The organism is Acinetobacter sp. YH12039 (genome assembly GCF_013420015.1).
Lineage (GTDB): Bacteria > Pseudomonadota > Gammaproteobacteria > Pseudomonadales > Moraxellaceae > Acinetobacter > Acinetobacter amyesii.
The window spans coordinates 78,260-104,518 of the sequence record NZ_VOZA01000010.1 but is presented as its reverse complement, the minus strand read 5'-3'; the positions used below and the strand labels follow the sequence as shown (position 1 = coordinate 104,518).

At 39.8% G+C, this 26,259-nt stretch carries 24 protein-coding genes and 1 tRNA gene; 8 read left to right on the top strand and 17 right to left on the bottom strand.

The annotated features are described in order from the left end of the window. A partial coding sequence (locus tag FTT98_RS06710; protein WP_180177183.1) for a thioredoxin family protein occupies nucleotides 1-529 on the bottom strand: 529 nt, incomplete at its 3' end. 433 nt (nucleotides 530-962) lie between these two features. On the opposite strand from FTT98_RS06710, the gene FTT98_RS06705 reads away from it, so the two are divergent. Further along, nucleotides 963-1,571 (top strand): DsbA family protein, encoded by a 609-nt coding sequence (locus tag FTT98_RS06705; protein WP_180177182.1) that lies wholly within the window; start codon nucleotides 963-965, stop codon nucleotides 1,569-1,571. An 85-nt stretch (nucleotides 1,572-1,656) separates the two neighbouring features. Here FTT98_RS06705 and FTT98_RS06700 read toward each other — a convergent pair whose 3' ends face one another. From FTT98_RS06700 to FTT98_RS06690, 3 genes are read right to left on the bottom strand one after another with little or no spacing between them, the layout of a single operon-like run. Beyond that, nucleotides 1,657-2,577: a hypothetical protein gene (locus FTT98_RS06700; protein ID WP_180177184.1), complete on the bottom strand. Its 921-nt coding sequence runs from the start codon at nucleotides 2,575-2,577 to the stop codon at nucleotides 1,657-1,659. A 41-nt stretch (nucleotides 2,578-2,618) separates the two neighbouring features. Continuing rightward, the gene (locus FTT98_RS06695; protein ID WP_180177181.1) at nucleotides 2,619-3,749 is read right to left on the bottom strand and encodes a toxic anion resistance protein; all 1,131 of its coding nucleotides are present in this window, start codon (nucleotides 3,747-3,749) and stop codon (nucleotides 2,619-2,621) included. A 16-nt stretch (nucleotides 3,750-3,765) separates the two neighbouring features. Then, on the bottom strand, nucleotides 3,766-4,557 hold the full coding sequence (locus tag FTT98_RS06690) for a tellurium resistance protein (RefSeq protein WP_180041543.1): 792 nt from the start codon (nucleotides 4,555-4,557) through the stop codon (nucleotides 3,766-3,768). Between the two features lie 327 nt (nucleotides 4,558-4,884). Here FTT98_RS06690 and FTT98_RS06685 point away from each other — a divergent pair, with 327 nt between their 5' ends. After that, nucleotides 4,885-5,373 carry a TIGR00645 family protein gene (locus FTT98_RS06685; RefSeq protein ID WP_078189122.1) on the top strand — a complete coding sequence of 163 codons (489 nt, stop codon included), beginning with the start codon at nucleotides 4,885-4,887 and terminating at the stop codon, nucleotides 5,371-5,373. 60 nt (nucleotides 5,374-5,433) lie between these two features. Here the strand turns inward: FTT98_RS06685 and FTT98_RS06680 are convergent, their stop codons facing one another. From FTT98_RS06680 to FTT98_RS06660, 5 genes are all read right to left on the bottom strand, one after another. Next, nucleotides 5,434-6,138, bottom strand: coding sequence for a Crp/Fnr family transcriptional regulator (locus FTT98_RS06680; protein ID WP_180041542.1), 705 nt, complete (start codon nucleotides 6,136-6,138; stop codon nucleotides 5,434-5,436). 117 nt (nucleotides 6,139-6,255) lie between these two features. Next, nucleotides 6,256-7,218: a TauD/TfdA family dioxygenase gene (locus tag FTT98_RS06675; RefSeq protein ID WP_180041541.1), complete on the bottom strand. Its 963-nt coding sequence runs from the start codon at nucleotides 7,216-7,218 to the stop codon at nucleotides 6,256-6,258. 247 nt (nucleotides 7,219-7,465) lie between these two features. Further along, nucleotides 7,466-7,870 (bottom strand): nucleoside diphosphate kinase regulator, encoded by a 405-nt coding sequence (gene rnk / locus FTT98_RS06670; RefSeq protein ID WP_180004206.1) that lies wholly within the window; start codon nucleotides 7,868-7,870, stop codon nucleotides 7,466-7,468. Nucleotides 7,871-8,030: 160 nt separating this feature from the next. Continuing rightward, nucleotides 8,031-9,284, bottom strand: coding sequence for a serine hydroxymethyltransferase (gene glyA / locus FTT98_RS06665; protein WP_180041540.1), 1,254 nt, complete (start codon nucleotides 9,282-9,284; stop codon nucleotides 8,031-8,033). Between the two features lie 156 nt (nucleotides 9,285-9,440). Continuing rightward, nucleotides 9,441-10,664 carry an alpha/beta fold hydrolase gene (locus FTT98_RS06660; RefSeq protein WP_180041539.1) on the bottom strand — a complete coding sequence of 408 codons (1,224 nt, stop codon included), beginning with the start codon at nucleotides 10,662-10,664 and terminating at the stop codon, nucleotides 9,441-9,443. A gap of 206 nt (nucleotides 10,665-10,870) precedes the next feature. On the opposite strand from FTT98_RS06660, the gene FTT98_RS06655 reads away from it, so the two are divergent. The 5 genes from FTT98_RS06655 (at nucleotide 10,871) to FTT98_RS06635 (ending at nucleotide 13,857) form a co-directional block, all read left to right on the top strand. Further along, on the top strand, nucleotides 10,871-11,200 hold the full coding sequence (locus FTT98_RS06655) for a hypothetical protein (protein WP_180008264.1): 330 nt from the start codon (nucleotides 10,871-10,873) through the stop codon (nucleotides 11,198-11,200). A gap of 89 nt (nucleotides 11,201-11,289) precedes the next feature. Then, on the top strand, nucleotides 11,290-11,988 hold the full coding sequence (locus FTT98_RS06650; RefSeq protein ID WP_180041537.1) for a 3'-5' exonuclease: 699 nt from the start codon (nucleotides 11,290-11,292) through the stop codon (nucleotides 11,986-11,988). 88 nt (nucleotides 11,989-12,076) lie between these two features. Beyond that, nucleotides 12,077-12,823, top strand: coding sequence for a hypothetical protein (locus tag FTT98_RS06645; RefSeq protein WP_180026806.1), 747 nt, complete (start codon nucleotides 12,077-12,079; stop codon nucleotides 12,821-12,823). A 217-nt stretch (nucleotides 12,824-13,040) separates the two neighbouring features. Then, nucleotides 13,041-13,397 carry a hypothetical protein gene (locus tag FTT98_RS06640; protein ID WP_180004202.1) on the top strand — a complete coding sequence of 119 codons (357 nt, stop codon included), beginning with the start codon at nucleotides 13,041-13,043 and terminating at the stop codon, nucleotides 13,395-13,397. Between the two features lie 166 nt (nucleotides 13,398-13,563). After that, nucleotides 13,564-13,857: a hypothetical protein gene (locus tag FTT98_RS06635; RefSeq protein WP_180004201.1), complete on the top strand. Its 294-nt coding sequence runs from the start codon at nucleotides 13,564-13,566 to the stop codon at nucleotides 13,855-13,857. A 55-nt stretch (nucleotides 13,858-13,912) separates the two neighbouring features. On the opposite strand, the gene FTT98_RS06630 is transcribed toward FTT98_RS06635, so the two are convergent. The 7 genes from FTT98_RS06630 to lldP form a co-directional block, all read right to left on the bottom strand. Continuing rightward, nucleotides 13,913-14,125 carry a hypothetical protein gene (locus tag FTT98_RS06630; RefSeq protein ID WP_078189132.1) on the bottom strand — a complete coding sequence of 71 codons (213 nt, stop codon included), beginning with the start codon at nucleotides 14,123-14,125 and terminating at the stop codon, nucleotides 13,913-13,915. A 704-nt stretch (nucleotides 14,126-14,829) separates the two neighbouring features. Continuing rightward, nucleotides 14,830-14,919 (bottom strand) — tRNA-Ser (locus FTT98_RS06625). 87 nt (nucleotides 14,920-15,006) lie between these two features. Continuing rightward, nucleotides 15,007-17,043 carry an NADPH-dependent 2,4-dienoyl-CoA reductase gene (locus FTT98_RS06620; protein ID WP_180041536.1) on the bottom strand — a complete coding sequence of 679 codons (2,037 nt, stop codon included), beginning with the start codon at nucleotides 17,041-17,043 and terminating at the stop codon, nucleotides 15,007-15,009. Nucleotides 17,044-17,224: 181 nt separating this feature from the next. After that, a complete protein-coding gene (gene dld, locus FTT98_RS06615; protein ID WP_180041535.1) occupies nucleotides 17,225-18,922 on the bottom strand; it encodes a D-lactate dehydrogenase in 1,698 nt (565 codons plus the stop codon). A gap of 327 nt (nucleotides 18,923-19,249) precedes the next feature. Continuing rightward, nucleotides 19,250-20,404, bottom strand: a complete 1,155-nt coding sequence (gene lldD, locus FTT98_RS06610; RefSeq protein ID WP_180041534.1) for an FMN-dependent L-lactate dehydrogenase LldD — start codon at nucleotides 20,402-20,404, stop codon at nucleotides 19,250-19,252. Nucleotides 20,405-20,406: 2 nt separating this feature from the next. Then, nucleotides 20,407-21,150: a transcriptional regulator LldR gene (gene lldR, locus FTT98_RS06605; protein WP_180041533.1), complete on the bottom strand. Its 744-nt coding sequence runs from the start codon at nucleotides 21,148-21,150 to the stop codon at nucleotides 20,407-20,409. 32 nt (nucleotides 21,151-21,182) lie between these two features. Then, nucleotides 21,183-22,850 carry an L-lactate permease gene (lldP, locus tag FTT98_RS06600; protein WP_180041532.1) on the bottom strand — a complete coding sequence of 556 codons (1,668 nt, stop codon included), beginning with the start codon at nucleotides 22,848-22,850 and terminating at the stop codon, nucleotides 21,183-21,185. Between the two features lie 618 nt (nucleotides 22,851-23,468). On the opposite strand from lldP, the gene argG reads away from it, so the two are divergent. After that, entirely contained in the window at nucleotides 23,469-24,812 is a 1,344-nt protein-coding gene (gene argG / locus FTT98_RS06595; protein WP_078189146.1) for an argininosuccinate synthase, read from the top strand. 82 nt (nucleotides 24,813-24,894) lie between these two features. Here the strand turns inward: argG and FTT98_RS06590 are convergent, their stop codons facing one another. Continuing rightward, complete coding sequence (locus tag FTT98_RS06590) at nucleotides 24,895-26,151, bottom strand: diguanylate cyclase (protein WP_180004192.1); 1,257 nt, start codon at nucleotides 26,149-26,151, stop codon at nucleotides 24,895-24,897. Between the last annotated feature and the right edge of the window lie 108 nt (nucleotides 26,152-26,259).

The window sequence follows — 26,259 nt, the reverse complement described above, 5'->3', positions numbered from 1 at the left end:
CGTCTTGGAATACCATTGGTACAGCCATGATTTTGCGTTCTTCCACTTCTTCTTGGAAGAATGCACCATCAATCATGGTTGCAGTTGTACCCGGGTTGTAAATTGCGATCAAGTTAAGTGCTTGAACCACGTCAGGACAGTTATGGCAGCTTAAAGATACAAACACATCAAAGTCAGTTTTAAGACCTAGACCTTTGATAGTGTTCAGTACTTCGTCAGAAACTTTCGGTGCATAACCTGAAGTTTGTAGCAAAGCTAGAATCAAAGATGTGAATTCGTGGCCCATCGGTAGACCTGCGAAGAATACGCGTGGTGTTTCACCTGCTTTTGCAATGCCAAAGCTTGGCGCACGGCTGTTGTTACCGTCAAAACGTGCAGTCACTAAATCAGATAAAGCAGCAACTTCAGTTACCAATTCTTTAATTTTGTCTGATTTGTCTGTGCCGTTTAAAGTCGCGACGATTTCAATCGGGCCTTCAAGGCGTTCAAGTAAGGTTTTTAATTGAGCAGAAGTATTTTGATCTAACATTGCTAACGTCTCCAGAGGAGTAAATTTATTTGATGAGAGAATGATAGAACAAACCATTAAATAGGTGAAACGGTTTGTTTTTATAAAATTAATCGGTTTTACAAATCAAATGATTAAATTTCTTTCTAAATCATAAATATATATACGTATAATAACATTAAATTGATTTACTTCGTACACATATATCGTGATAAATCCCTCATTTTTTTCTTTTTTATTGAAATTACACCAAGCCTATGCAAGACATACGCACGACCTGATCAATTACAAAATCTTTATAAAGCTTTAAGTTTCATTTCAGCAAGTCGGCTTTAAATCAAAGGAAATATCAGATGATTTGACTGCTTTTGAGTTCCATCAATAAAGCCACAATCAATCCCTTGCATCAATCAGCCATCGATCTACAAGTATAAAATCAACAGTGAGGAAAATAATGAAAATTGAATTTGTCTTTGATATTGTTTATCCCATGAGTTATGTCGGATTTCAAAAGTTAAAACAAAACTGGAATGAACATACAGCAACCCGTGTAGAGCTATTGCCGATTCAACGCGTTCCTGAAATTCCTGAACAAGGCTTAGATGTGCTGCAGTATTTAACCAATAAGTATGGCTCAAGTGCAGCAAATCGAAAACTCGAAATGACAAAGTTTGCCGCTTATAGCGAAGATGTGATTATCAATATTGAGCACATGAAACGTATGCCAAACAGTCAACTGGCTCAACAAGGTATTTTGGCCTTGGACAATATTCTGGATCAATATGCCCTGACTCAAGCCTTATTCCATGCATTATTTGCACACGGTCAAAATATTGCTGATATTCAGGTTTTAAAAAGCATCATTGAAGGCATTGGTTTAGATGGCTCAAAAGTACTGCGCTCAATTCAACATAAAGATATTGCAGACCGTCAGCATGAAATTACACAATATGTAAAATCAAAGGGACAGCACCCCATTCCTTTTTACCTTGTGGATGGCGAAGTGAATGATCAGACTTTTTCTACACAGGAACTTCGACAACTGTTTCATCGCGCAAGTTAATCTACCCAAGATCAAAAATCCCCATACAATGTGATGGGGATTTTTATTCTGAGCAATGCAATGATCTAAAAAGAAAATAGGCCTGTTAATGAAGTCCCTGCTCAATTCGATTAATCCGTGATTTGAAATGCTGAGATAGTAGATACAAAATTAAGCTCAAAACCAGCGTGAGTACCATCACGGCGATCAACAGCCAACGTACAACAACTTCTACTACATTGGCTTGCTGAACTTGTTTTTCCACGCTTTGCGCCATCGGTGTCATGGTTTTATCAAATAGCTGATTTTGCATTGCCCAGAGCTGTTCAGGCTGAAAACCGTATTCACGGAATTTTGCTGGATTTTGTTGCTCGGCATTGATTAAGGATTGCACCAAAGGAATGGCTGTCGCACGATCTACAGGCTTATGCATCAAAGCAGCTTGTGCAAGTAAATAGGCTTGCACGGGTTTTGCCAATTGTGCATCTTCCATCTCGAAAGCCAACGGGCTTTCTTGAATATTTTTTTCATAATGTACCAATTTTTGATCTGCTGCACGGTCATCATGATTAAGGTCATATTGCACATAGGTTAAGCCTGACCAAAGCACAATAAACGATAAAATCCAGCCGACAAATTTCAATACAAAAGATTGGAATCGAATTCTAAAAAATTGAAATTTTTTTAGAAAACCAACCAAGAAAAATGCGCCAATAAATGAAACGATGAGTTTTAGAAATAACCAACCAATAAAGGATAAAAAGTTTAAAAAATAGTCGGAAGACTCACCGAGTTGATATGCCAGTTCACCTGCACTAACGGGAATATGCAGTTGCTGTACGCTAGAACTTAGGCCAAAAAAGCTATAAACCATATCATGCTGAATAAACAGCATCACAGCCGAAACGATCAGCACAGAAACACTGGTTAAGGTCAATAACGTTAAATTACGTTGACGCTTCTTAATGGTTTGAAGCCCTGTTTCCAGTTGCTGCGGATTTAGCGCATATTCATCAATGGGAGGCAAAGACATACTCCTTCAGATTATATTTTCACCTCCCTCAAAGCTTATGAAGAAGGGTTTGAACCACTCGATTCAATCACCAAATGATTCAAATTGTTTTGTAAGGCACGAATACGTGTCGTCGCTTCTTCACGCTTTTGTACACCTTCTTTCTGAATTTGAATCACATCATTAACGGTTTTAATGAGGGTATTTTGCACATGTTCAAGTGTTTCGATATCAATCACTGAACGCTGATTGGCTTTTGCTGTATCGACAGAATTTTGATGCAACAAATCTGCATTGCGTTTTAACAGGTCATTGGTCGCATCATCAATGCTATTTGCCAATTGCACGCTGTTCTTTTGTTCTTGCAATGAAATCGCCAAGCTAATTTGGTTTTTCCAAGCAGGTAATGTGATGTTTTTAATTGCATAAAACTTATCGACCAACATCAAATTGTTGGATTGAATAATGCGAATCATCGGCAAGGTCTGCATTGCAGACTGTTGCAAGATCTGTAAATCACTCACACGTTTTTCAAGATTATTTGCCAAATGATTGAGGTCATAGATTTTTTGCGTAGTGGTTTGATCTTGAACTTGAGTGGTTAAGCTTGCAATTTCCTGTTGAATTTCTTGCTCTTTCAACTTACCTGCGGCGATATACACCCCTAATTGTTTATATTCGTCTTGCACGCCTTCAAACATTTTATCTAAGGTATTTACACGCGCTTTTAAGCCATTTTGCGAAGTCTCAATTTCTTTGACCAACGCATCAATTTGCTCTTTGGTGGTATTAAAGTGCTGATCAAAACTTTGCTTAGCACCTTTAAATTTATTCAGTAAACCACCAAAAAATCCTGAGCTTTTAGATTTATTTAAAATGCTCGTGGTGTTTAGTTGCTGTGCAACTTGTACCACCTGATTGAGCTTTTGACCTGTCGCATCTAAATCTTTATTTTGCACCAAATTTAACAATTCATCGGTATAGGTCGACGTTTTGGTGGCAATGTTTTTACCATATTCGGCAACACTATTATGACTTAAATCTGCCAATTCCTTACGTGCAGCTTCGACTTCGTGAAAATCGGAAGTTTGTAAGCCAATTTCCTGCAAATTGAGCTGCTGAAACTTTTCTTCAGTCACCTCTTTGCTTACTTCAACGGGTAAATTTTTGGCATCTAAATCGGTCATAACTCACCTTATATTTCTAAGACTTAGAGGAATTCTCTAATGATTTTTTTAAAGTTTTAATCAAATTTTCACGGCTATTATCAAGCTTTTCCAATGAACTTGTCGAGTTACTTTGACGACTTTGTTTCACATGATATTGCCATGCTGGAATCAACACCTGCTGAGCTTCCTTATATCGATCTAATAATTCAAAAGAAAGCTGCTGAGAAAGCTGCATTTGCGTAATTGCAATATCATTACTGGCTTGTAAGGTTTGCAAGGTATTCACCTTTTTCGATAAACGTTCAGCAAAGTTATCAAGCGGATGCTGATTTTTCACAAACTGTGGGTATTCCAGCAAAAACTCTTCAGCCGCGACGATATAGCGTGCCATTTGCTCACGTAAGCCTTGTAGTTGATTAAAACGTGCTTGGGACTTTTGAATTTCTAACTGTAGTTTTTGGCTCAGATGATTTGCCCGATCAAGCAATTGATCCAAATTTTTATAATATTCAACTTGTCCTGAACCGTACTCCAAATCAATGCCTAACCATTTTTGCAAGGCATTAAATTTGCGTGTTTTTAAATATTTTTTTGAATTGGCTAAGGCTTGAATCAACTGCTCAATGGTTTGACTAAGTTGCTTCGTCAACTGAGGGTCAACACCATCTAGCAGTACCGACTGTGCTTGAATTAATTGATCTGCATAATGATTTAGACGATATTGATCGGTCAGTAATGGCACAAGGTCATTCCGCTTAATCGAAAGCACTTCCGCCCGATCTACCGTAATATCCTTTAACGGCACCAATACATCAATTTGTGACATAGCCAATTAAACTCAATAAAATCATTTTTATACTACAAGTTTTGCCATAAAAGTCTTGTAGTATTTTGCAAAAAATACATCTATTTCATCAGTCAAATTTCGCCATCAAATTCAACCGTTGCCTATAGATCCGCCAAAGCAGCCATACAGCATCATATGAATGGATATGATGACCTAAACAGATGAATTCAAGCTTAAGATACCCAAAGATTCAATCTAGATTTAAATTAAACAACTGACTCTACATGAATTATTATCAAAATTATCGTAAAATTTAATCCATATACTTTAGAACCAAATATTAGATCAATAATTTTAGAGGCTTAAATGGAACGTTTTTTCCATAACACAATGTATGCTGCACGTTGGATTCTGGCTCCCGTGTACTTTGGTTTATCCTTTGCACTGCTACTGCTCGCGATTAAATTTTTCCAAGAAGTCATTCATGTCCTTCCGCATATTTTAGAATATTCAGAAGCTGACCTGATTTTAGTCATCCTCTCTTTGGTCGATATGACTATGGTGGGCGGACTGATTGTAATGGTGATGTTTTCAGGCTATGAAAACTTTGTTTCGCAATTAAAAATTAATGAATCGACCAATCGCTTGAACTGGCTCGGCACCATGGATGCCAATTCATTAAAACTCAAAGTTGCAGCATCAATCGTGGCAATTTCTTCGATTCATTTATTGCGTATTTTTATGGATGCGAAAAACATCCCCAATGACAAAATCATGTGGTACATCATCATGCATTTAACCTTTGTTTTTTCTGCTTTTATGATGGGATATTTGGATAAAATCAGTAAGCACTAATCTAGATAAGGTTAATGAAGCCATTTGCGATCATGGCTTCTCGTCAAATTTTAAATCTAGTTATTCATCAAGTTCACTCATTTGCCTTAAACGCTCAAGATCCAAAATCGCGATTTGTCCATAATTCCACGCGATCACTTGTGTTTGGACAAATTGCTGTAAATGTTTATTCAACGTTTGCCGTGAAATATTAAATGACTCTGCAAATTCCTGCTGACTGAGTTTCAGGGGAATTTCCTGCCGACATCCATATTGTTCATAGAGTCGAATCAAATGTCTTGCGATGCGCTGCTCTAGCGTTGCCGTTCTCAAATAACGATTATGCTCAAACATCAAATACATACGTCGACTGAGAGATTGCACGACATTCCAAAGCGCCTGTGGATCACGCTGTAAAACCGCTAAAAACGTTGTTCCAGAAATGATTGCCACCTCGACATGTGTCGCAGCAAAATAATCATAATTCAAAGGCTTTTGTTGTAAGACTGCGACAAAATTAAATACCGACTGGCGACGGATATAGTCATTTACAATCAATTCACCATTATTTTGCAACCAACCAATTTGTAGCGTACCTGAAAGCAAAATATTAATATCTTGCACGATTTGTTGTTGTTTTAAGATGTGCTGCTGTGCATGAAAACGTGAATATTTCACCTGTTGTACAAGCTGTTCTAAAGTCTGATCGCTAAAGCCCTGAAAGATGTCTTCATTACGCAAAATTTGCAACAAATGCTGTTGGGCTGTGTTCTTTTGATCGCTCACGTCTATAAAAAAATGCCTAAGATCTCATCGATCTTAGGCAAGTGCTGAAAAATGTAAAACCATTGTTTTTCGCATTATTTATCTATTTTTGTGCTGTTTTAAATGACGCTCTAATACTTAAGATGCTTTCTCATAAATACGGCCTGCTTCTGAACGCAAGTTTGAAATGTCCGTGTTTTGTATATTCTTCAACACAGTACTCGGCTGACCATTTACATCGACAGGTACATCACCCTCAATGGTGACACGTGAGGCGATACGTAACTCATCACCATAGTCATTGATGGCACGATGCTGCGTTGCACGATTGTCCCAAATGGCAACATCACCAACCGCCCAGCGCCAACGCACAATATTTTCCCATTGCACGATTTGCTCTTGAAACAGTTCAAATAAACGACGTGACTGTACCGGACTATACCCACTGAAGCGTTTAAAGAAGTGACCTAAAACCAAACTTTTTTCACCTGTTTCAGGATGTACACGCACCAATGGATGCTCGGTTTCCACTTCTACCGCGGTACGGAATAAATGGCGATCTTCTTCATTGTACTGACCTTTGGGAGTCGCATAGTCATAACTGTTGCTATGCACAGCGCGTAATTGTTCCGCCAACTTTTGTAGCTCCGGACTTAAATCTTCATAAGCCGTCACGGTATTGGCCCAAACTGTATCGCCACCATGTTCAGGTGCAACTACATTTCTTAAAATTGTGGCTTTAGGATAATTGGGCAAAAACGTAATATCGGTATGCCACGAATCTGCGCGCCCACCACGTGAGTCAATTGACAACGTATGTGCTGTACCATCTTTGAGTGGCACACTTGGGTGATTCAACGGATTTCCTAAAAGTCGTGCAAAGGCTTCTTGTTCTAAATCGGTGAGATCTTGCTGTCCACGTACAAATACAACTTTATATTTTAATAGTGCATGATTAAATTCATCGACCACGCTTTTGTCTAAATTTCCAGACAACTGAATGCCAGAAATTTCGGCACCAATACGACCTGTTACAGGTTTTACTTCAATATGCTGATATTGATAGTCCGGATTGTAATGATTCGATTCTAATTGTGTCATAGGGCTCTACCTTATTCTTCAAATTATTAAGCAACGATGGTGTGGTTGAAATACAGTGTGCCGACTTCGTGCCCATGACTCTGTCAATTCTTTGACAGTTTTCCCAAGTTAAACTGCTATGGTTGTGATGAAATCTGCTTAACAACTTTTGCCGATTTCATATCTAAAAATGCGATATCGAAAAATAAAAAAAGCCATCAATATCGATGGCTTTGTGTGTAGATTTTATCTGTATATCGCTGCGGAATTATAAATAATCCCCTTCACGCTCAGGTTGATAAAGCACTTTAATGATTTTGACTTTCATGGAGTGACCATCAGGCTGCGGCCATTCTATTTCCTGCCCTTCAGCCAAACCTAAAATGGCAGCGCCCACTGGAGCCAAAACATTGACTTGGCCTTTATCGCCACGAAAATCATGCGGATAAACCAATGTAATTTCGGTTGCTTCTGTCGCAGGTGCAATATTAATGAGAACCTTGGCGTTCATACTCACCACATTGGCAGGGACATCTTGTGGAGCAACCACTTCAGCGCGCGCCATCTCATCTTCCAAATGCTCCATCGTCGGCGTCAACTTAGACTGATGCTCCAACATGGTTTCTAAGCGATGTAAATCTTGTTCTGAAAGAATAATATTGGGTTTTTTCATATAAAGTTCCTTTGCGACCTTGCCAACAGATCTATAGCGATGGGCAAATTTTTTGTTATCTCTTATTCCGTTATATCAGAAATATAAATGTTTAGATAACTTTTGAATTTTTCTGATGACATAAAAAAAGCCCCCTTGAGGGGGCTTTCTCAAGTCAGACTTATTTTGCGTAAACTGGGAATTTAGCGCAAACAGCAGCAACTTTTTCTTTCACTGTAGCAATCACAGCTTCGTCACCTTTGCTGTCTAGAACGTCAGCGATCCAGCCTGCAAGGTCACGTACTTCAGCTTCACCAAAACCACGTGTTGTTACAGCAGGAGTACCGATACGGATACCAGAAGTCACGAATGGAGAACGTGGATCGTTTGGTACTGAGTTTTTGTTCACAGTAATGTGAGCAGCACCTAACCAAGCATCGGCATCTTTACCAGTAATGTCTTGTTTAATTAAAGACAATAAGAACAAATGGTTCTTAGTACCGCCAGAAACAACATCATAACCACGAGCGATTAATACTTCAGCCATTGCTTGCGCATTCTTAACAACTTGTTGTTGGTAAGCTTTATATTCAGGCGCCATTGCTTCTTTGAAGCAGATCGCTTTAGCCGCTACAGCGTGAACTAAAGGACCACCTTGGTTACCTGGGAATACAGCTGATTGTAATTTTTTCTCGATTTCTTCATTTGCTTTCGCAAGAATTAAACCAGAACGTGGACCACGAAGTGTTTTATGTGTAGTCGTTGTAGTTACGTCAGCAATTTGTACTGGGCTTGGGTAAACACCAGCAGCAACAAGACCAGCTACGTGAGCCATATCTACGAATAAGTAAGCACCAACTTTGTCCGCGATATCTCGGAAACGTTGCCAATCAACAACTTGGCTATACGCAGAGAAACCAGCCACGATCATTTTTGGCTTGTGTTCTTCAGCTAAACGTTCAACTTCTTCATAGTCGATTTCGCCAGTTTCTGGGTTCAAACCGTATTGAATTGCGTTGTAAGTTTTACCAGAGAAACTAACTTTAGCACCGTGAGTCAAGTGACCACCGTGAGCCAAGCTCATACCTAAAACTGTATCGCCTGGGTTAAGTAGCGCAAGGTAAACTGCAGAGTTTGCTTGTGAGCCAGCGTGTGGTTGAACATTTGCATAATCAGCACCAAACAATTCTTTAGCACGGTCAATGGCCAATTGTTCGATCACGTCTACATACTCGCAACCGCCATAGTAGCGTTTACCAGGGTAGCCTTCTGCATATTTGTTAGTAAGTTTTGAACCTTGAGCTTCCATTACTGCAGGTGAACAGTAGTTTTCTGAAGCGATTAACTCAATGTGCGCTTCTTGGCGAGCATCTTCATTCGAGATCGCTTGAGCTAATTCAGGGTCAAATTGAGCAATAGAGGTGTTGGCAAACATTAGCGAGGTCCTATTAAATTAGGGCTTTTAAGCCGTGCTAAGATTGGCGCGTATTGTAGCATGAAGTTTTAGAAATAAGAGAGGGAAGTTTGTGCTGTTTTTAAATAAATAATGCCCGTGTTGAATCTGCACGAGCACTATTTAAGTCAAATCAACTTATTGATTTGGCATGAGAGTCTCTACATCTTGCACAAAATTTGCCAGATTATCGGTATAAATACTGATATGATCTGCTGTCGCTTGCTCACGGTAGTCAATCGATGTTCCCGGCTTAGCAAGGCTAATCATAAATTTAGTCGCATCTGCTGGAATGGTCTGATCGGCTTTACCTTGATAAATGATGATCGGCGTTTTCACCGCTGTCGTTAAAGGCTGTGAACCTTCACTCATAAAGTTTTGGATTGGCTTTAAAGTTAAGAAATCAGACTGCATGCGTCCATAGTTATCCAAAGTCGTGTTCTGACTCGCATAACTGAGCATGTCATCTTGAATTAACTTGGTTAACTCACCTGAACACACTGTTTCAGCCTGAGGTGCAATCGCAGCCAAATGTCCACTAAATACTTTTGAATAATCCACACTGTTTTTATGCCCTTGCATACCCGCAATAATCTGCGCAGTAAAACTGTCTAAAGGTGCATAAATCATACTTTGCACAGTTGCAGGTTTACCTTCCGCTAACTTCTCGCCTGCGTCAAGAATGAGCGCAAGATTATTTGCAGGTGCTATGGCAATCGTTCCCTTATAGTTTAAGTCAGCACGCGATGCGAATTCAGCTGCACCTAACACGGCTTGACCACCTTGAGAATGCCCGATTGACACCCAATCCTTCGACACCGTTTTACCTTGGCTGGTTAAATAACTTCGAGCAGCGACAACGGCATCGGTAATCGAAAAGGCTTCACTTTTTAGATTCAGATAAGGATGGTTTTCACGTCCACTAGGTTCCCCTAATCCTTCATAATCGGGTGCCACAACGACATAACCCTTTGCCAATAACATTTGCAATAAATATTCAGTGCCTTGCAAACCTTGTCGGCTCGGAGCGCATTTATCAGCCACACCGGTCGTTCCATGTGCCCAAGCCACAATTTTCCAACCACCTGCCGGAGCAACAGTTTTTGGGGTAAAGACTAAGGCTGTGGCTTGAACAACTTTGCCATCTACTCCTAGCATTTTATAGGTCATCAAACGGCTGTCTGCACTCACAGCAGACATATTGTCTTGACTATAGGCGGTTGTAGTTACCACTGGATTTTTGATCTGATTGAGATCAGCGTTTGTTTCAGGGTTACTAAATTGTTGGTCATTACTATCATTACCGCAGGCTGCTAAAAATAGCGCACTGCTGACTAAAACCGTTAAACGCAGCATTTTCATTCCATGATCATTTTGTTTGTTGTTTTAAAGTCAATTTTTCATTGAATATGAATCATTAAATACATGGAACAAACTTTTGTTCAAGCCTAATTTTTAAGCAACTACTCTTATTTTAATATACTAAAATAACCTTGAATTAACACTTTGTTTTAACTTGATATTAATCAACAGTATCCGAATACATCAGCCACCCCGATCTCAGAAAAATGGCTGAACTTATATTTCTGATCATTGGATACAGATTGGGCTATTTTTCGGAGGTTAAAGCAAAATGTAAAATCAACAAAAATGCTGTACCCCCTGCCAACTACACAAACATATGCACAAAAGTAAAGCCGAAAAACCACCATGCCATTGATCGTGAACATACTCTAGTGCTTAATCCACTTAGCGACATTTTTGGATATCAAGATGGACAAAAGCCTTTAAAACAAGTCGATTTAGAAGATGGTTTAGCTTTATCCCGCTGTAAAGGTTTTATTTCGGCAGATGCGATAAAAGCAGATTATTTAAACACTGCGCAGCCATCTTCATAATATTCCTACAAATAATCACAGCATGGGTTTGTCAGTATGGATGTGATCATGTACATTCATAAACATTATTCAACATGCTGGAACTGGACATGCAAGCCATCATTCTCGACACAGAAACCCATACACTAAATGGACAACCCATCGAGATTGCCTATGCTCCAATTCAGGTGGCAGATACCAAAATCACCTTAGATAAATCTAAAATTTTTGATCAACTATATCGTTGTGATGAAGCTATTTCTTTTGCAGCGATGGCTGTACATCATATTTTAGAATCAGATCTTGAAGGTCAGCCCCACTACAGCAGTTTTGAACTCCCATCAGAGACGACATATATCATTGGGCATAATATCGACTACGATATTCGAGCGCTCGAAAAATGCGGTGTAGATAGTTCAAAAATCAAAGCCATTTGTACCCTTGCGCTAGCTCGTCGTGTTTGGCCTGATGCAGAAGCGCATAATATTTCTGCCTTGATATATATGATCACCAAAGGCAGTGAAAAAGCCCGTGAAATGATCCGTAAAGCTCACCGCGCAGATATGGATATTATTTTAACTGCCAATATTTTGATGCATATTGTGCATCACTTAAAAATCAACAGCATCGAAGAATTATACGAAGCTTCGGAAGATGCACGCATTCCACGCAGTATTAATTTTGGTAAACACCGTGGTACTGCAATTGCTGAATTACCTGCGGACTATGTGCAATGGCTATTACGTCAAGATGACTTAGACCCGTACCTACGTAAAGCTTTAGAAAATTCTGCTGTCATTACTTTATAAATCATTGATTATTTAATATTTTCTTAATATTACTGTCATTATTACTGCATAGGATTGCCTTAATTCTTTTGAGCTATGGAATTAAGGCATGTTCAACTATCAAAAAACTGAGCTGGGTTTTCAAACATTAAAAGACCGACAGCTCGCATTAAATGCAAGACAACGTCGTCTGCTACTCTTAATTGGTACTGATGACTTTAACCAAATGCCTGTGCATTATCAGCAGCGCATTGCTGAAGTGACATTGCTTGAGCAACTAATGGAACTTGGGCTGATTCAGCCAATTACAGCACATGATCATCTACGCCTTCAAAGCTCAGATTTTTCTGCTTTTAATACTCCTAAAAAAGCGCCTAGCAATACGTCCGATCTCAATACCTTTAGCCTTGCATCCGATTTCACAGCGCAAGAACATGTGACTTTTAATGAACTTTCAATGCCTACAATGGAAGTTCCTCAGACTCAGACTCAGCACGCACTGACGAACAACCTACCAATGGAGGCGATGGGCTCTACACCCCATCAACTCCCACAAGCCATACCTGAAAACATAACATCAAACAACCCTGTATTAGCAGAACAAATCATTGATTTCATCGAGCATGATTTTGATGAGTTACAGAGCTTTATGTGCAGTTACTTACAGCGTTATTGTGGGCTGATGGCAAAAAAATTAATGCTTAATATTCAACAGGCCACGGACATTGCAGAATTAAAAGCCTGTCAGATGCAATGGATCACCTGTCTAAATGAATCCAATATTCAACCTAAACTCTTACAACATGCATTACAGCAAATTAATTACAGTATAAAAAATCTGCAACAACTGGTTTGACTTAGAGACTTTTCCTCACTTCTCATTCAAAAAACAACTTAATGAGGTGAGTTATTTTTCAAACATATCAATATAAGAAATTGAATTATATTAACTTTATTGATTTACTTATTTCTTTTATGGTTTTAACTGCTGTTTTATACGACCTTCCCCTAATGTCAATCAACAGTAAAAAATCGCAAGAATAAAACCGACCTCCTAGCGTTTGAGCATGTCAATGTCACAACAGTTTTGTTTAGAATTTGATTCTTTCGATAATCCTATGCAACTCAGCAAAATTGGCAATTGGGTATTTACCTTCTTAACCTCACAAGACGAATTGCCTAATGTTCAATTGGCCATTACCTATGTCATGCCACGAAAAATTAGTGATGAATTACAGCCTAGACGTGTGGTCATTCAAAATACAGCCATTGAAACAATTTGGCGTATAGAACAAGTTGAATGCTTCAACAGCCAAACGAACCAAGAACTCACCTTTACAGCAGCGGAACCTCAAGCTCAAATGGTTTTAAACACTATCATTGAAGAATTTGCTCGCTATGATGTCCCGCTTGTATTCAAGCCTCTTTAATTTAAAGCGACTTTCAACTTATTTTGCATAAAGACTCAAGCTGTCTCAATGATTTAACCAAAGTTACCTAGACAGACATTAAATGAAAAATAATCCATACAGATTAATATTGCTCAATTCGTATACACTATTCCTGCTCAATAATTTTTGACCACGGATAATAAAAATGAACTTAGCCAATTATTCTAATGATCAGGCACTCATCCTTTTCAACCTATATAGCAGCCTAGAACAATGTCTAGATGCGATTGGACATTTGCACCTTGGACCAAAACTGGTGCTGACCGACCATGATGTATCAAAAGATCATATGATCGTACAACGTTTTCAAGCTGGTGTTTTAACTCAAGAAATTCAAGTGCGTAAACAAGACGTTGAACTGTCTTCTAGCAACCCGATGACACGCTATCAGTTACTGTCTTATATTTTGAATCAATTTAAAGCAGATCAAATAGCTTAAAGTTCTATCTCTAAAAAAAAACTCACCATTAAGGTGAGTTTTTTATTCATTCAATTTAAGCTTCTAAAAGCTTGTAAATACTGTCCGATTTTTGACTTTCAAAAAGTAATTCGATACTGGGTAGGATGATTTCACCTGCAATAATGATATGTTCAATGCGATGAAACAGCGCTCTTGAATCTTCTTCTGAAGGATTACGCACCAAAGCTTGTGCTTCATAAACCTGACTAAATTGGTCCTTCACTTTAATATCGATCATCTGTGTCATAGTGACGTCTCTACTTGTTTTAATAATTGAATTGTTTATATCACACCTTTACGCAACAACCTGCTTTGTAAATGTTAGATTTCATGGCAATGTAAACTTATTTTACTTTAGTAAATATATATCAATAACATAGATTGACTATTTAATTATTGTTTGACAAAAACACTATATTTTCACATTTTGAAAGACATTAAAAAGCCCGCATTGCTGCGGGCTCTATGTTGGAAGGCTAGTGCTGATTTCTTGTCTGTAATATTCAAAAACATCTTAAACATTACTAAACTCAACGAGCTGTCATTGATCCGTCCAACTTATTGGTAGCGTCGTTTTATGACCTACCGTGATTTAAATATAGCACTTTCAATTCTCTTGCCAAGCCTTGCTAACACTTCAAAACAATTGATCAAATAAAATACAATTGATATTTTTTCAAAATAAGCGATCATAGCTCTGCCCAATGCTTGTGAAAGATTTAAATAAATAGGCCATTAAAAATAAATTCTACACTATCAATCTATAAACATTCTTTTCTCTTACTTTTAATTCTACCTTTGACAACCCTTGTATTAATTTCTGACTTGAATTTTAAGTCTGATATCCATTTTTAGCATTGCTTAAAAATACTAATGAATAAGATTGCCGTCTCAAATTAAAATCTAAGACAAAAAAAAGCCCTTGTATCACTACAGGGGCTTTTTTGAATTTGGCGGAAGCGGTGAGATTCGAACTCACGGAGGACTCGCGCCCTCGTCGGTTTTCAAGACCGGTGCATTAAACCGCTCTGCCACGCTTCCATGTGCGCCATAATACGGAGGTTTTATTCATCTGACAAGTAAAAATTACAACTAAACCTTTCAAATGAATATTGTTTCGCCAAATCCTTAAAGTTTAGCCGCAAGCTCCGCACCTTCACGTATTGCGCGTTTCGCATCTAACTCTGCTGCTAGTTTTGCGCCACCAATAATATGGTAATTGGCAAGGGTTTTCTCACCCTGTTCTGGCATCAAATGCTTCACCGATTCCTGACCTGCACAGACAACAATCGTATCTACACGTAATAATTGATCATGCCCTGCATGTTCAACCCAAAGCCCTTCATCACTAATGGCTTTGTATTGAACACCACGCAGCATACGAACCGCATTTTTCTTTAATTGTGCACGGTGTACCCAACCTGATGTTTTGCCTAACCCTGCACCGAGTGCAGTTGTTTTACGTTGTAATAAGTAGATTTCACGAACAGGAGGTTCGATCTCAGCAGCCTGCATACCGCCTTCTGTTACATAGTTCGGATTTGGATCGACACCCCACTCTCGCTGCCAATCCGCTAAAGGCATTGGTTGTGGCTGATGTGGTGGTTTGAGTAAAAATTCAGATACATCAAAGCCAATGCCGCCTGCACCAATCACAGCAACTTTATTGCCCACAGCTGCGCCTTTCAGCACTTCTGCATAAGACAAAACATTCGGTGCATCACTACCTTCGATTTTCAAGCTGCGAGGAACTACACCTGTTGCAATAACAACTTCCTCAAACCCTTCACGTTCAAGTTGCTCACGGTTTACGCGCGTATTTAAACGCAAATCCACACCCGTTTTTTCGATTTGAACTTTAAAGTAGCGAATCGTTTCGTGAAATTCTTCTTTACCGGGAACGACTTTTGCCAAGTTAAATTGACCACCCACCTCTGCACTAGCTTCAAATAAAGTCACGGCATGACCTCGGCTTGCCGCTACCGTTGCAGCAGACATACCTGCCACGCCACCACCGACGACTGCAATACGCTTCGGTTTTTTGGTTTTTAAATAAACCAATTCTGTTTCATATGCCGCTCGTGGATTGACCAAACACGTCGCACGCTGATTTTTAAAAGTATGATCTAAACAGGCTTGGTTACAGGCAATACACGTATTAATTTCATCGACACGATTGGTCGCAGTTTTATTCACCCAAAATGGATCTGCCAAGAATGGACGTGCCATTTGCACCATATCTGCCTTGCCTGAAGCCAAAATTTCTTCAGCTGTATCTGGCATATTGATACGGTTTGACGCAATGACAGGTATCGCAACATGTTTTTTGACTTCAGCGGTATAATCCACAAATGCTGCGCGAGGCACTGAGGTCACAATTGTCGGAATACGTGCTTCATGCCAACCAATCCCCGTGTTCAACAACGTCACACCTGCTGCTTCCAACGCTTTGGCAACAGTAATGACTTCTGCCATAGTGTTCCCATCATGAACCAAATCAAGCAATGACAAACGGAAGCAGATAATAAATTTCTCACCCACTTCAGCACGTATCGATTTCACAATATCAACTGCAAGGCGCATACGATTTTCAATTTCACCGCCCCAACGGTCTGTCCGTTGGTTGACATGACGGCTTAAAAACTGATTCAGCAAGTAGCCTTCTGACCCCATAATTTCAACACCATCATAGCCGGCCTTATGTGCAAGGCTTGCAGTTTTGACATAATCATCAATGGTTGAAAGAATTTGTTTGTCCGTTAATTGACGTGGTTTAAAAGGTGAAATCGGAGATTTAATCGGACTTGCTGACACTGCAAAAGGCTGATAGCCATAACGCCCAGCATGCAAGATTTGCATTAAAATTTTGGCGCCATGTTTATGTACGGCATGGGTCACCAAGCGATGTGGAGCGATATCACCTAACGTATTCATGGTACCGCCAGCAGGTAACAGCCAACCTTGACGGTTTGGCGAGATACCGCCTGTAATAATCAGGCCGACACCACCTTTCGCACGCTCACCAAAATAAGCTGCAAGCTTAGGATAATTATAAAAACGATCTTCTAGCCCACTATGCATGGACCCCATCACGACACGGTTTTTAATCGTGGTAAAACCCAAATGTAAAGGCTTTAAAATATTTGCATAGCTAGTCGTTGTCATGCTGAATCCTTATTTTGGCTTTGCAACTTGTTGCATAACACTTTAGCGTTTTTTTTATATTTTGGGATGACAATTTAGAAAATATTCTTCGCCTTTATGGTCAATACCGTGTTACGCATAAATTATTCACTCATAAAAAAGCCGTGAACTTTCACATCACGGCATGTTGTTTTTAAAAGCATTATTTCCAATGTTTCAGCTTACTGGTTTGTCCAATCCCGACATTAAAACTATTAGTCGGATCCAGTTTTTGATAATGATTTTTTAATGCAGGCTTAGCCACATATAAATGTCCAACATTGTGTTCCGCAGGATATTCAGCACCACGATCATCGAGTAAATGCCACATTGCATGTTCCATTGCCAAAGGATCTACACCTTTTTTCACAATATAATCTTGATGAAAAACATGACAGAGAAAATGTCCATAATAGAGTTTATGGATAATTTGCTCATCCATGGCGTTCGGCAAAGTTTCCACCCATTCACGATCATTGCGACGTAATGCAATATCCAATGCAACAATGTCTTCCACTTCTGAACGATGCGTATCACGATATCGAATGGCAGCACCCGCCACCGCAAAACGATGTAAAAATGCCTTGCGTCCTTCTTCATCCGTACATTTAAAATAATTGCCTGACGTTCTATCTAAAAAATACCTTTTCAAATACTGATCAACTTGATCAACATCCTGATTTTCAATACGAATCATCAAATGATGTTCATATAAATCACGAAACTCATTCATACGTTTTGGCAGATGATTCGGCATAAATTTAGTGACGAGTTGTAAAACTTTATCCGATAAACCTTGCAAACCCAGTTTTTCTAAATAGCCATCGACTTTATCTTTCATGGCAAAAGCAGCAGGAACTTTTGCGGTGCCAAATTTTTCGATAAATACAAAAGAATCTTTACCGTATTCAGCCCCAATATCGTATGCCACGCGATGAATGTACTCACCTGCAATCGGGAGGCGTGCAAGATCTTTTAGTAGAAAACGACGAATTTCTGTTAAATCATCTTGTGAATTGGTTCCCACATAAAACACCTGACTAGGAATTTTTTCAAAGGTATCTAAACGTACGGCAAAGACGCAGACTTTACCCGCTGAACCTGATGCTTCAAATAGTCGACTCGGATCTGCATTAAAACGTGCAGGTGTATTTTCATCGACTTGTTTAACATCATGTGAGTAGCGTTGATCTGATGCACAGCAACTTGAATTATTCACAATGTCATTGATTTGATATTTTTTATTTTCTAGCGCTGTGAGGATTTCTTCAGGCGTATTGCCAAGATTGACACCTAAATGATTGATCAGCTCCAATTCACCTGACTCATTCACTCGTGCATACAGTGCAAGCTCTGTATAGGCAGGACCGCGGCGCACCAAAGCACCCCCTGAGTTATTGCACACGCCGCCCAAAACCGATGCCCCAATACACGAAGAACCAATCACCGAATGAGGTTCACGATTAAATGGCACCAAATCTTTTTCAAGCTTGTCTAATGTCGCACCCGGTAGACAAATGACTTGTTGACCATTATTAATCACCTGAATGCCAACCAAACGACGCGTGCTGATCAGAACCACAGGACGGTCATAGTCATCACCAAAAGGCGTTGAACCACCTGTCAAACCAGTATTGGCGGCCTGCATAATCACAATACAATTTGCATCTACAGCTGCTTGCAGTACGTGCCATTGCTCAAGTAATGAGCCCGGTGCAACAACAGCCAGTACTTTCCCTGCACCGTAACGACGACCTTGGCGGTATAAACGTGTATCTTTATCGTCAGTTAAAACGTGTTGTTTACCAACAATAGTTATGAGCTTTTGAATAGTTTGCGGTGGAGATAATTGAGTTTGCATAAGGAGTTTTCCTATTCCAAATTTTAATTAAGGAATAATGTTTATTTATTCATTTAACTTCTTATATTCGAATTCAAAGTGCAAAGATAAATTCCATATTTGAAATCCCCCTATATCCCCCTTTTCCAAAGGGGGACTTTTCTTTTACCTAGATCAATTCAAGTAAAAACAAGCCCCTCCGTTTACAAAGGGAGAGTATTGCAAATTTTACAATCAATTAATTTGCAACATTCCCCTCTTTTATAAAGAGGGGTTAGGGGAGATTTACATTGTGAATTAAAACAACTTCACACTATCCATTTTCATACAATAGAAATTATTAAAAACTTACTCAGCCAACTCTTTCTCTAACTTCACCAAACAATCAGATGTAATATCTGCAATGGTTTTCGCGCCCGTTAAAGTCATGGCAACACGCATTTCTTTATCAATCAGTTCTAAAAGATTTGAAACGCCCGCTCCACCCGCAGCACCTAATGCGTAAACAAAAGCACGACCGAGCATACAGGTGTCCGCACCCAACGCCAGCATACGTACCACGTCTAAACCATTACGAATACCCGAATCCGCGAGGATTTTAATATCACCCTTGACTGCATCTGCAATTGGTGGAAGCGCACGTGCAGAAGATAAAACGCCATCCAGCTGACGACCACCGTGGTTTGAAACCACAATCCCATCTGCACCAAAACGCACTGCATCTTTGGCATCTTCAGGATCCAAAATTCCTTTAATGACCATCGGGCCATCCCAAAATTCACGAATCCACTCAAGATCTTTCCATGAAATTGATGGGTCAAAGTTATTACCCAACCAGCCGATATAATCTTCTAAACCTGTTGGTTTGCCCAAGTATTTAGAAATATTCCCTAAGTCATGCGGACGACCTAATAAACCCACATTCCACGCCCAGTGTGGGTGGAAACACGACTGCATATAGCGGCGCATGGCAGCATTTGGGCCGCTCATCCCCGAGTGTGCATCACGGTAACGTGCGCCCGGAACAGGCATATCCACGGTAAAAACCAGAGTTGAACAGCCTGCAGCTTTGGCACGTTCTAAGGCATTTTTCATAAAGCCACGGTCACGTAGCACATATAACTGAAACCACATGGGACGCTGAATCGCTGGCGCCACCTCTTCAATAGGACATACTGAAACGGTAGACAGCGTAAATGGAATGCCCTTTTTATCTGCAGCAACGGCTGCTTGAACTTCGCCGCGGCGTGCATACATCCCTGTTAAACCCACAGGTGATAAAGCCACAGGCATCGATAAGGTTTCATTAAACAGTTGGGTTTCTAGACTCAGCTGTGACATGTCATTCAGCACACGTTGACGCAACGCTATTTTTGATAAATCTTCTACATTACGCTTTAAGGTATATTCGGCATACGCCCCGCCATCGATGTAATGAAATAAAAATGGCGGTAAACGACGACGTGCCGCTTCACGGTAGTCATTGGCAGAAGAAATAATCATGCTTATATCCTGTTTAATCGACTGGCGCGCTGACGACGAGCTTCTTCTTCATCAATCATGCGCACCTGTTGTACTACAAACTCAATGTGTCCACAGACTGCTTTACGTGCAGCTTCAGGATCACGACGTTCAATTGCATTCATGACTTGAAAATGCTGATCATGCAATTGATCAAATCGGTGTGCTTCGCTATAAACTTTTCGACGACCTAAAACGACATTAAATTGCAACAGATCAAATAGACCACGCATCATCTGAATCAACACTAAATTGTGTGAAGCTTCAGCAATCGCCAAATGAAATTTGGCATCTGCACGCGCTGCTTCATCGTCATTGCCTAAAGCCTGAAAATGATTGATCTGATCATAATAATGTCGGATATGTACCAAGTCCTCTGCTGTAGCACGTTGTGCCGCATACCATGCAGTACCACCTTCCAAAATAATGCGCGCCTCTTGCACATCAAAACGGTAGGCAGGGTCTTCACTAATCAAACTGCTGATGGGCTGCACAATTTGATAACTCGACCAAGTCGCTGGTAATTGCTTTAAAAAAGTCCCTGCACCGACTTTACTGACCAACACGCCCATGCTGGTCAATTGAGAAATCGCTTCGCGTAAAGAGGTGCGTGAGACGCCAAGTTGTTCACACAATTTCCGTTCAGCAGGCAGACGATCTCCAACTTGCATATTGCTTTGTTCAATCAATACACGAAGACTTTGAACAGTTTTATCAGAGACTTTCATCTGCTTTCCTTAACGTTGTTACACAATTCGTGTTATGGAATCATCCAAGGGAACACATAAGCTTGTAGGGTGATTAAAATCCCCATCATGATTGTGAACGTTATACTGTGTTTTACGGTAAAACGGAATAAATCCGACTCTTTACCTACCAACCCGACTGCCGCACATGCAATTGCAATTGACTGTGGTGAAATCATTTTCCCTGTCACACCGCCACTGGTATTAGCAGCAACGAGTAATACTTCTGGCACACCGATTTGTTGTGCAGTAGTCGCCTGCAATGCTGCAAATAGCGCATTGGCTGACGTATCTGAACCCGTGAGGAATACACCAAGCCATCCTAAAAATGGCGAGAAGAAGGTAAAGGCTTGACCTGTATGTGCAAGGGCCAAAGCCAAGGTCGAAGACATACCTGAATAGTTGGCGATAAAAGCAAAAGACAACACCATCCCAATCGAATAAATTGGAATTTTTAATTCATTAATGGTTTCACCAAAGGTCACAATCGCGTCTTTCGGCTTCATTTTTAAGAAAATAATGGTAATGATCGCAGCAATGACAATTGCTGTACCTGTTGCCGAAAACCAATCAAATTTATAGATGGCATCGTAGTCCTTCATTTCAGGTACGACTGGCGGCATCTTTTGAACCAATTGATGTAAAAATGGCACTTTGATCGAAATAACCAAATCATGTAAGGCACCGTCTTTAGTAAATAAATCTTTAAACGGTTTAATACTCCAGATCGTAACCATCACCGTTAAGATCGCAAATGGCGACCATGCTTTTGCAATTTGACCCAAGCTATATTTTTGCTGTTTTTGTGCAGCAACATCTTCACTCATCGCCGCATCTTGATCTGCAAAGCGGAAAATATGTTTAGGCTGCCAATATTTAAATAAAATCGTTAATGACACTAAAGACGCAATCGCCGCAGTAATATCTGGTAATTCAGGACCGACAAAGTTCGACGTTAGGTACTGTGCAATCGCAAAGCTACTCGCGCCAACCACAACTGCAGGCCAAGTTTCCTTCACACCGCGCCAACCATCCATAATCGCCATAATCCAAAACAGTACAATCGGTACCATAAATGGCAACTGTCGACCAACCATCTGACTGATTTCCATCGTATCAACACCAGACACTTGCCCAGCAACGATAATTGGAATACCCATCGCACCAAAAGCCACTGGCGCTGTATTTACGATCAGACAAAGACCTGCCGCATATAAAGGCTTAAAGCCTAAACCTACCAATAGTGCTGCAGTAATCGCCACAGGGGCACCAAAGCCCGCCGCACCTTCGAGGAAAGTACCGAAAGCAAAGCCAACTAACAGCATCTGTAATCGTTGATCTTCAGTAATGGAAAGAATCGAAGAACGGATGATGTCAAACTGCCCTGTTTTGACTGAAATTTTATACAGGAACACCGCACCAATAATGATCCATGCAATTGGCCATAAACCATAGAAGAAACCATAGACCATCGAAGCCAATGCCATAAGCGCAGGCATGTCATAGGCAAATAAAGACACCAAAAGTGCCAGTACAACGGTGATCGTACCTGCCACACTGCCTTTTAAACGAAATACAGCAAGCGCCAAGAAAAAAAAGATAATCGGAATGAGCGCAATTAAACTTGATATCCATATATTCCCCATTGGGTCATATATTTGCTGCCATTGAAGCATTGTCATCTCCTTGAAATGCTTACTAAGATTTAATTATTGAGCAATATCAGCATGTGGTCTTTTCACATTGGTATGACCAATATAAAAATCAAAGACATAAAAACTCATACTATTGCTGAAATACTCCGCAATTTTTAATTATTTCAACTCAATCATTCAAGCTTTTCTTGTTTTTGGTATGACCAATATAAAATACAAAAACATTATTTTTCCGTTTAAAAACCTCCATATCAACTTTTAAATATCTGTTTTGTATTTATTATTTACAACTAAACTTTATAAAATATACTTTAGTCTAATAACCACGCTTTGTTTGACCTCAGTCTCATTTCAATGAAAAGTATAAAAACCAAATCAACACCATATTGGTATGACCATTTATTTAAATCAAATAGATTTCTTTATATGTGCAACCTATTTCTTTCAGAAAATGCCTTTTCCGCCCGCAAAAACTGGATGAAGTATTCATCAATAGATTTCAACGATCATTTTTTTCTACCTCATCGCTTGTATCTCATGATTTTTTAGAAAAACCCTGCAGAAAAGTGCTACAATCGGGCACATATATGTATTCTTTCAGGCCACCCATTCTCGGTGCCTATATTTATATCGTTAGGATTAACAATGACTGATAATGCAACTATCTTGCAGAATGTCCCAGTTGGCAAAAAAGTTGGTATTGCCTTCTCTGGTGGTCTAGATACTTCAGCTGCGCTTTTGTGGATGAAACAAAAAGGTGCAGAACCTTATGCTTACACAGCAAACTTAGGTCAACCTGATGAAGACGACTACGATGCGATTCCAAAAAAAGCGGAGGCGTATGGCGCAGTTAAAGCTCGCTTAGTTGATTGTCGTTTACAACTTGCTTTAGAAGGTATTGCGGCTATTCAATGTGGCGCTTTCCACATTTCAACTGGTGGTATGCCTTATTTCAACACGACTCCTCTTGGTCGTGCAGTTACAGGTACGATGCTTGTAACCGCAATGAAAGAAGATGACGTAAACATCTGGGGTGACGGTTCGACTTATAAAGGTAACGACATTGAACGTTTCTATCGTTATGGTCTGTTGACTAACCCATCGCTAAAAATTTACAAACCTTGGTTAGACCAAACTTTCATTGACGAGCTAGGCGGCCGTGCAGAAATGTCACAGTTCCTGATCGACAATGGTTTTGACTACAAAATGTCAAAAGAGAAAGCGTACTCAACTGACTCAAACATGTTAGGTGCGACTCACGAAGCAAAAGATCTTGAATACCTTAATGCGGGTATCAAAATCGTAGACCCAATCATGGGCGTTGCGTTCTGGAAAGATGACGTAGAAGTAAAAGCTGAAGAAGTTTCTGTAACTTTCGAAGAAGGCTTCCCTGTTGCATTAAATGGCAAACGCATCGAAAACCCAGTTGAGTTCATTCTTGAAGCTAACCGTATCGGTGGTCGTCATGGTCTAGGTATGTCTGACCAAATCGAAAACCGTATCATTGAAGCAAAATCTCGTGGTATCTACGAAGCTCCGGGTATGGCACTTCTTCATATCGCTTATGAACGTTTAGTGACTGGTATTCATAACGAAGACACCATCGAACAATACCGTATTAACGGTCTGCGTTTAGGTCGTCTTCTTTACCAAGGTCGTTGGTTCGATTCTCAATCATTAATGCTTCGTGAAACTGCGCAGCGTTGGGTTGCTAAAGCAATCACTGGTACTGTGACTTTAGAACTTCGTCGTGGTAATGACTACACTATTCTAAACACTGAATCTCCTAACCTCACTTATGAAGCTGAGCGTTTAACTATGGAGAAAGGTGACTCTATGTTTAGTCCTGCTGACCGTATCGGTCAATTGACTATGCGTAACCTGGATATCACAGATACTCGCGCTAAATTAGGTATCTACACAAACTCTGGCTTACTTGCAGTAGGTACAGGTTCTGCAGTGCCTCAATTAAAAGACAAAAACAAATAAGATTTGTTGAGTCATAAAAAACCGCGCATTTTGCGCGGTTTTTTATTGCCGATTTCAGAGAAGTTCTCAATTTTATTAAACATTAAGCCACATGTGCTGAACGAATCGACTGATAGTAAATTTGATTCCGGCCTAATTGTTTCGCACGATACAACGCCTGATCGGCAATATTTAACAGTTCATCCTTCGTCATATTTTCAGCACGATATACCGTAATACCCAAACTAATAGTGACGTGATTTGAAACCTGTGATTTGGCATGTGGAATTTCTAAACGATCGATTGCTTTATAAATATTTGACGCTACCGCATAAGCACCATGCGCATCGGTTTCAGGCAATAAAACCACAAATTCTTCACCACCATATCGCGCTACAAAATCCATATGTCGAATGGCATTTTTAATGGTTTTGGCAATGGTTGAAATTACATCATCGCCTTTTTGATGACCGTAGAAATCGTTATAGTTTTTAAAATGATCAACATCGATAAATAGCACAGCAAGCGAGGTGTTATTACGTCGAGATTGCTCATAAAAGGTATCAAGCATTTCATCAAAAGTACGTCGGTTTGAAATCTTGGTTAATTCATCATGCTGACTTAAATGTAAAAGCTCTGTGGTATGAATACGATGGATTTTTTCACTAATATCCGCGCGCAGCATATTCAAAAATATCATCCGTTCACGCGCACAGAGCATCTTACTGATTGCAAAACCCAATACACAGCTTCCAATCAGTACACGCCCCAACACCATCACATCAAATTTCACTTCTAATGAAAAAAGCATCAACATGGTGACCACAGCAGCCAACAATCCAGACATCAACATTTGGACCGGTTTTACCCCCGTCAAAATATAGCTCAAGATGTAAATCATACAAAGGATCATCATGGCCTGATGTTTAAGTGCTTCGGTATACACGGTCATGGTGAGCCAAGACATTGAAATAACAGCCCAAAACACTACAAACATACTGGCATGTGAAAAATAAGGCTTCAGACGGTCGTAACGGGCAAAGGTATATAAAGCCAAAAGACACAGCGCACCATTGAGCTGACCAAGCAAACAACGAATAAAATCATGCACAAAATGCTGTTGATTAATTATCCAGTAATCTCCGGGAATGATCAGCATCGTGAGCACAAAGTAGATCAACACTCCCATCCAAAAAAAATGACGTATGTTGGTTTGTGCACGATCGAGACTTAAAGTCCAAAATTGAGTTTCCAGTTTTTTAGGAAACATTTCCCCTACACGACGAGTTTGCCGTGTAATCAGTTCCTCTATTTTTTCTTTATCGTATTGCAACTTTGCAAGGTTATACTTGTATTCCATTTCCAAGCATTTATCTAATTTTTTTAGTCATTTAAAAATACCACAGTTTTTATTCTTTATTTATATCTGTTCAGTCATTTGTACATAAATCTCGTTACCATTTTCACA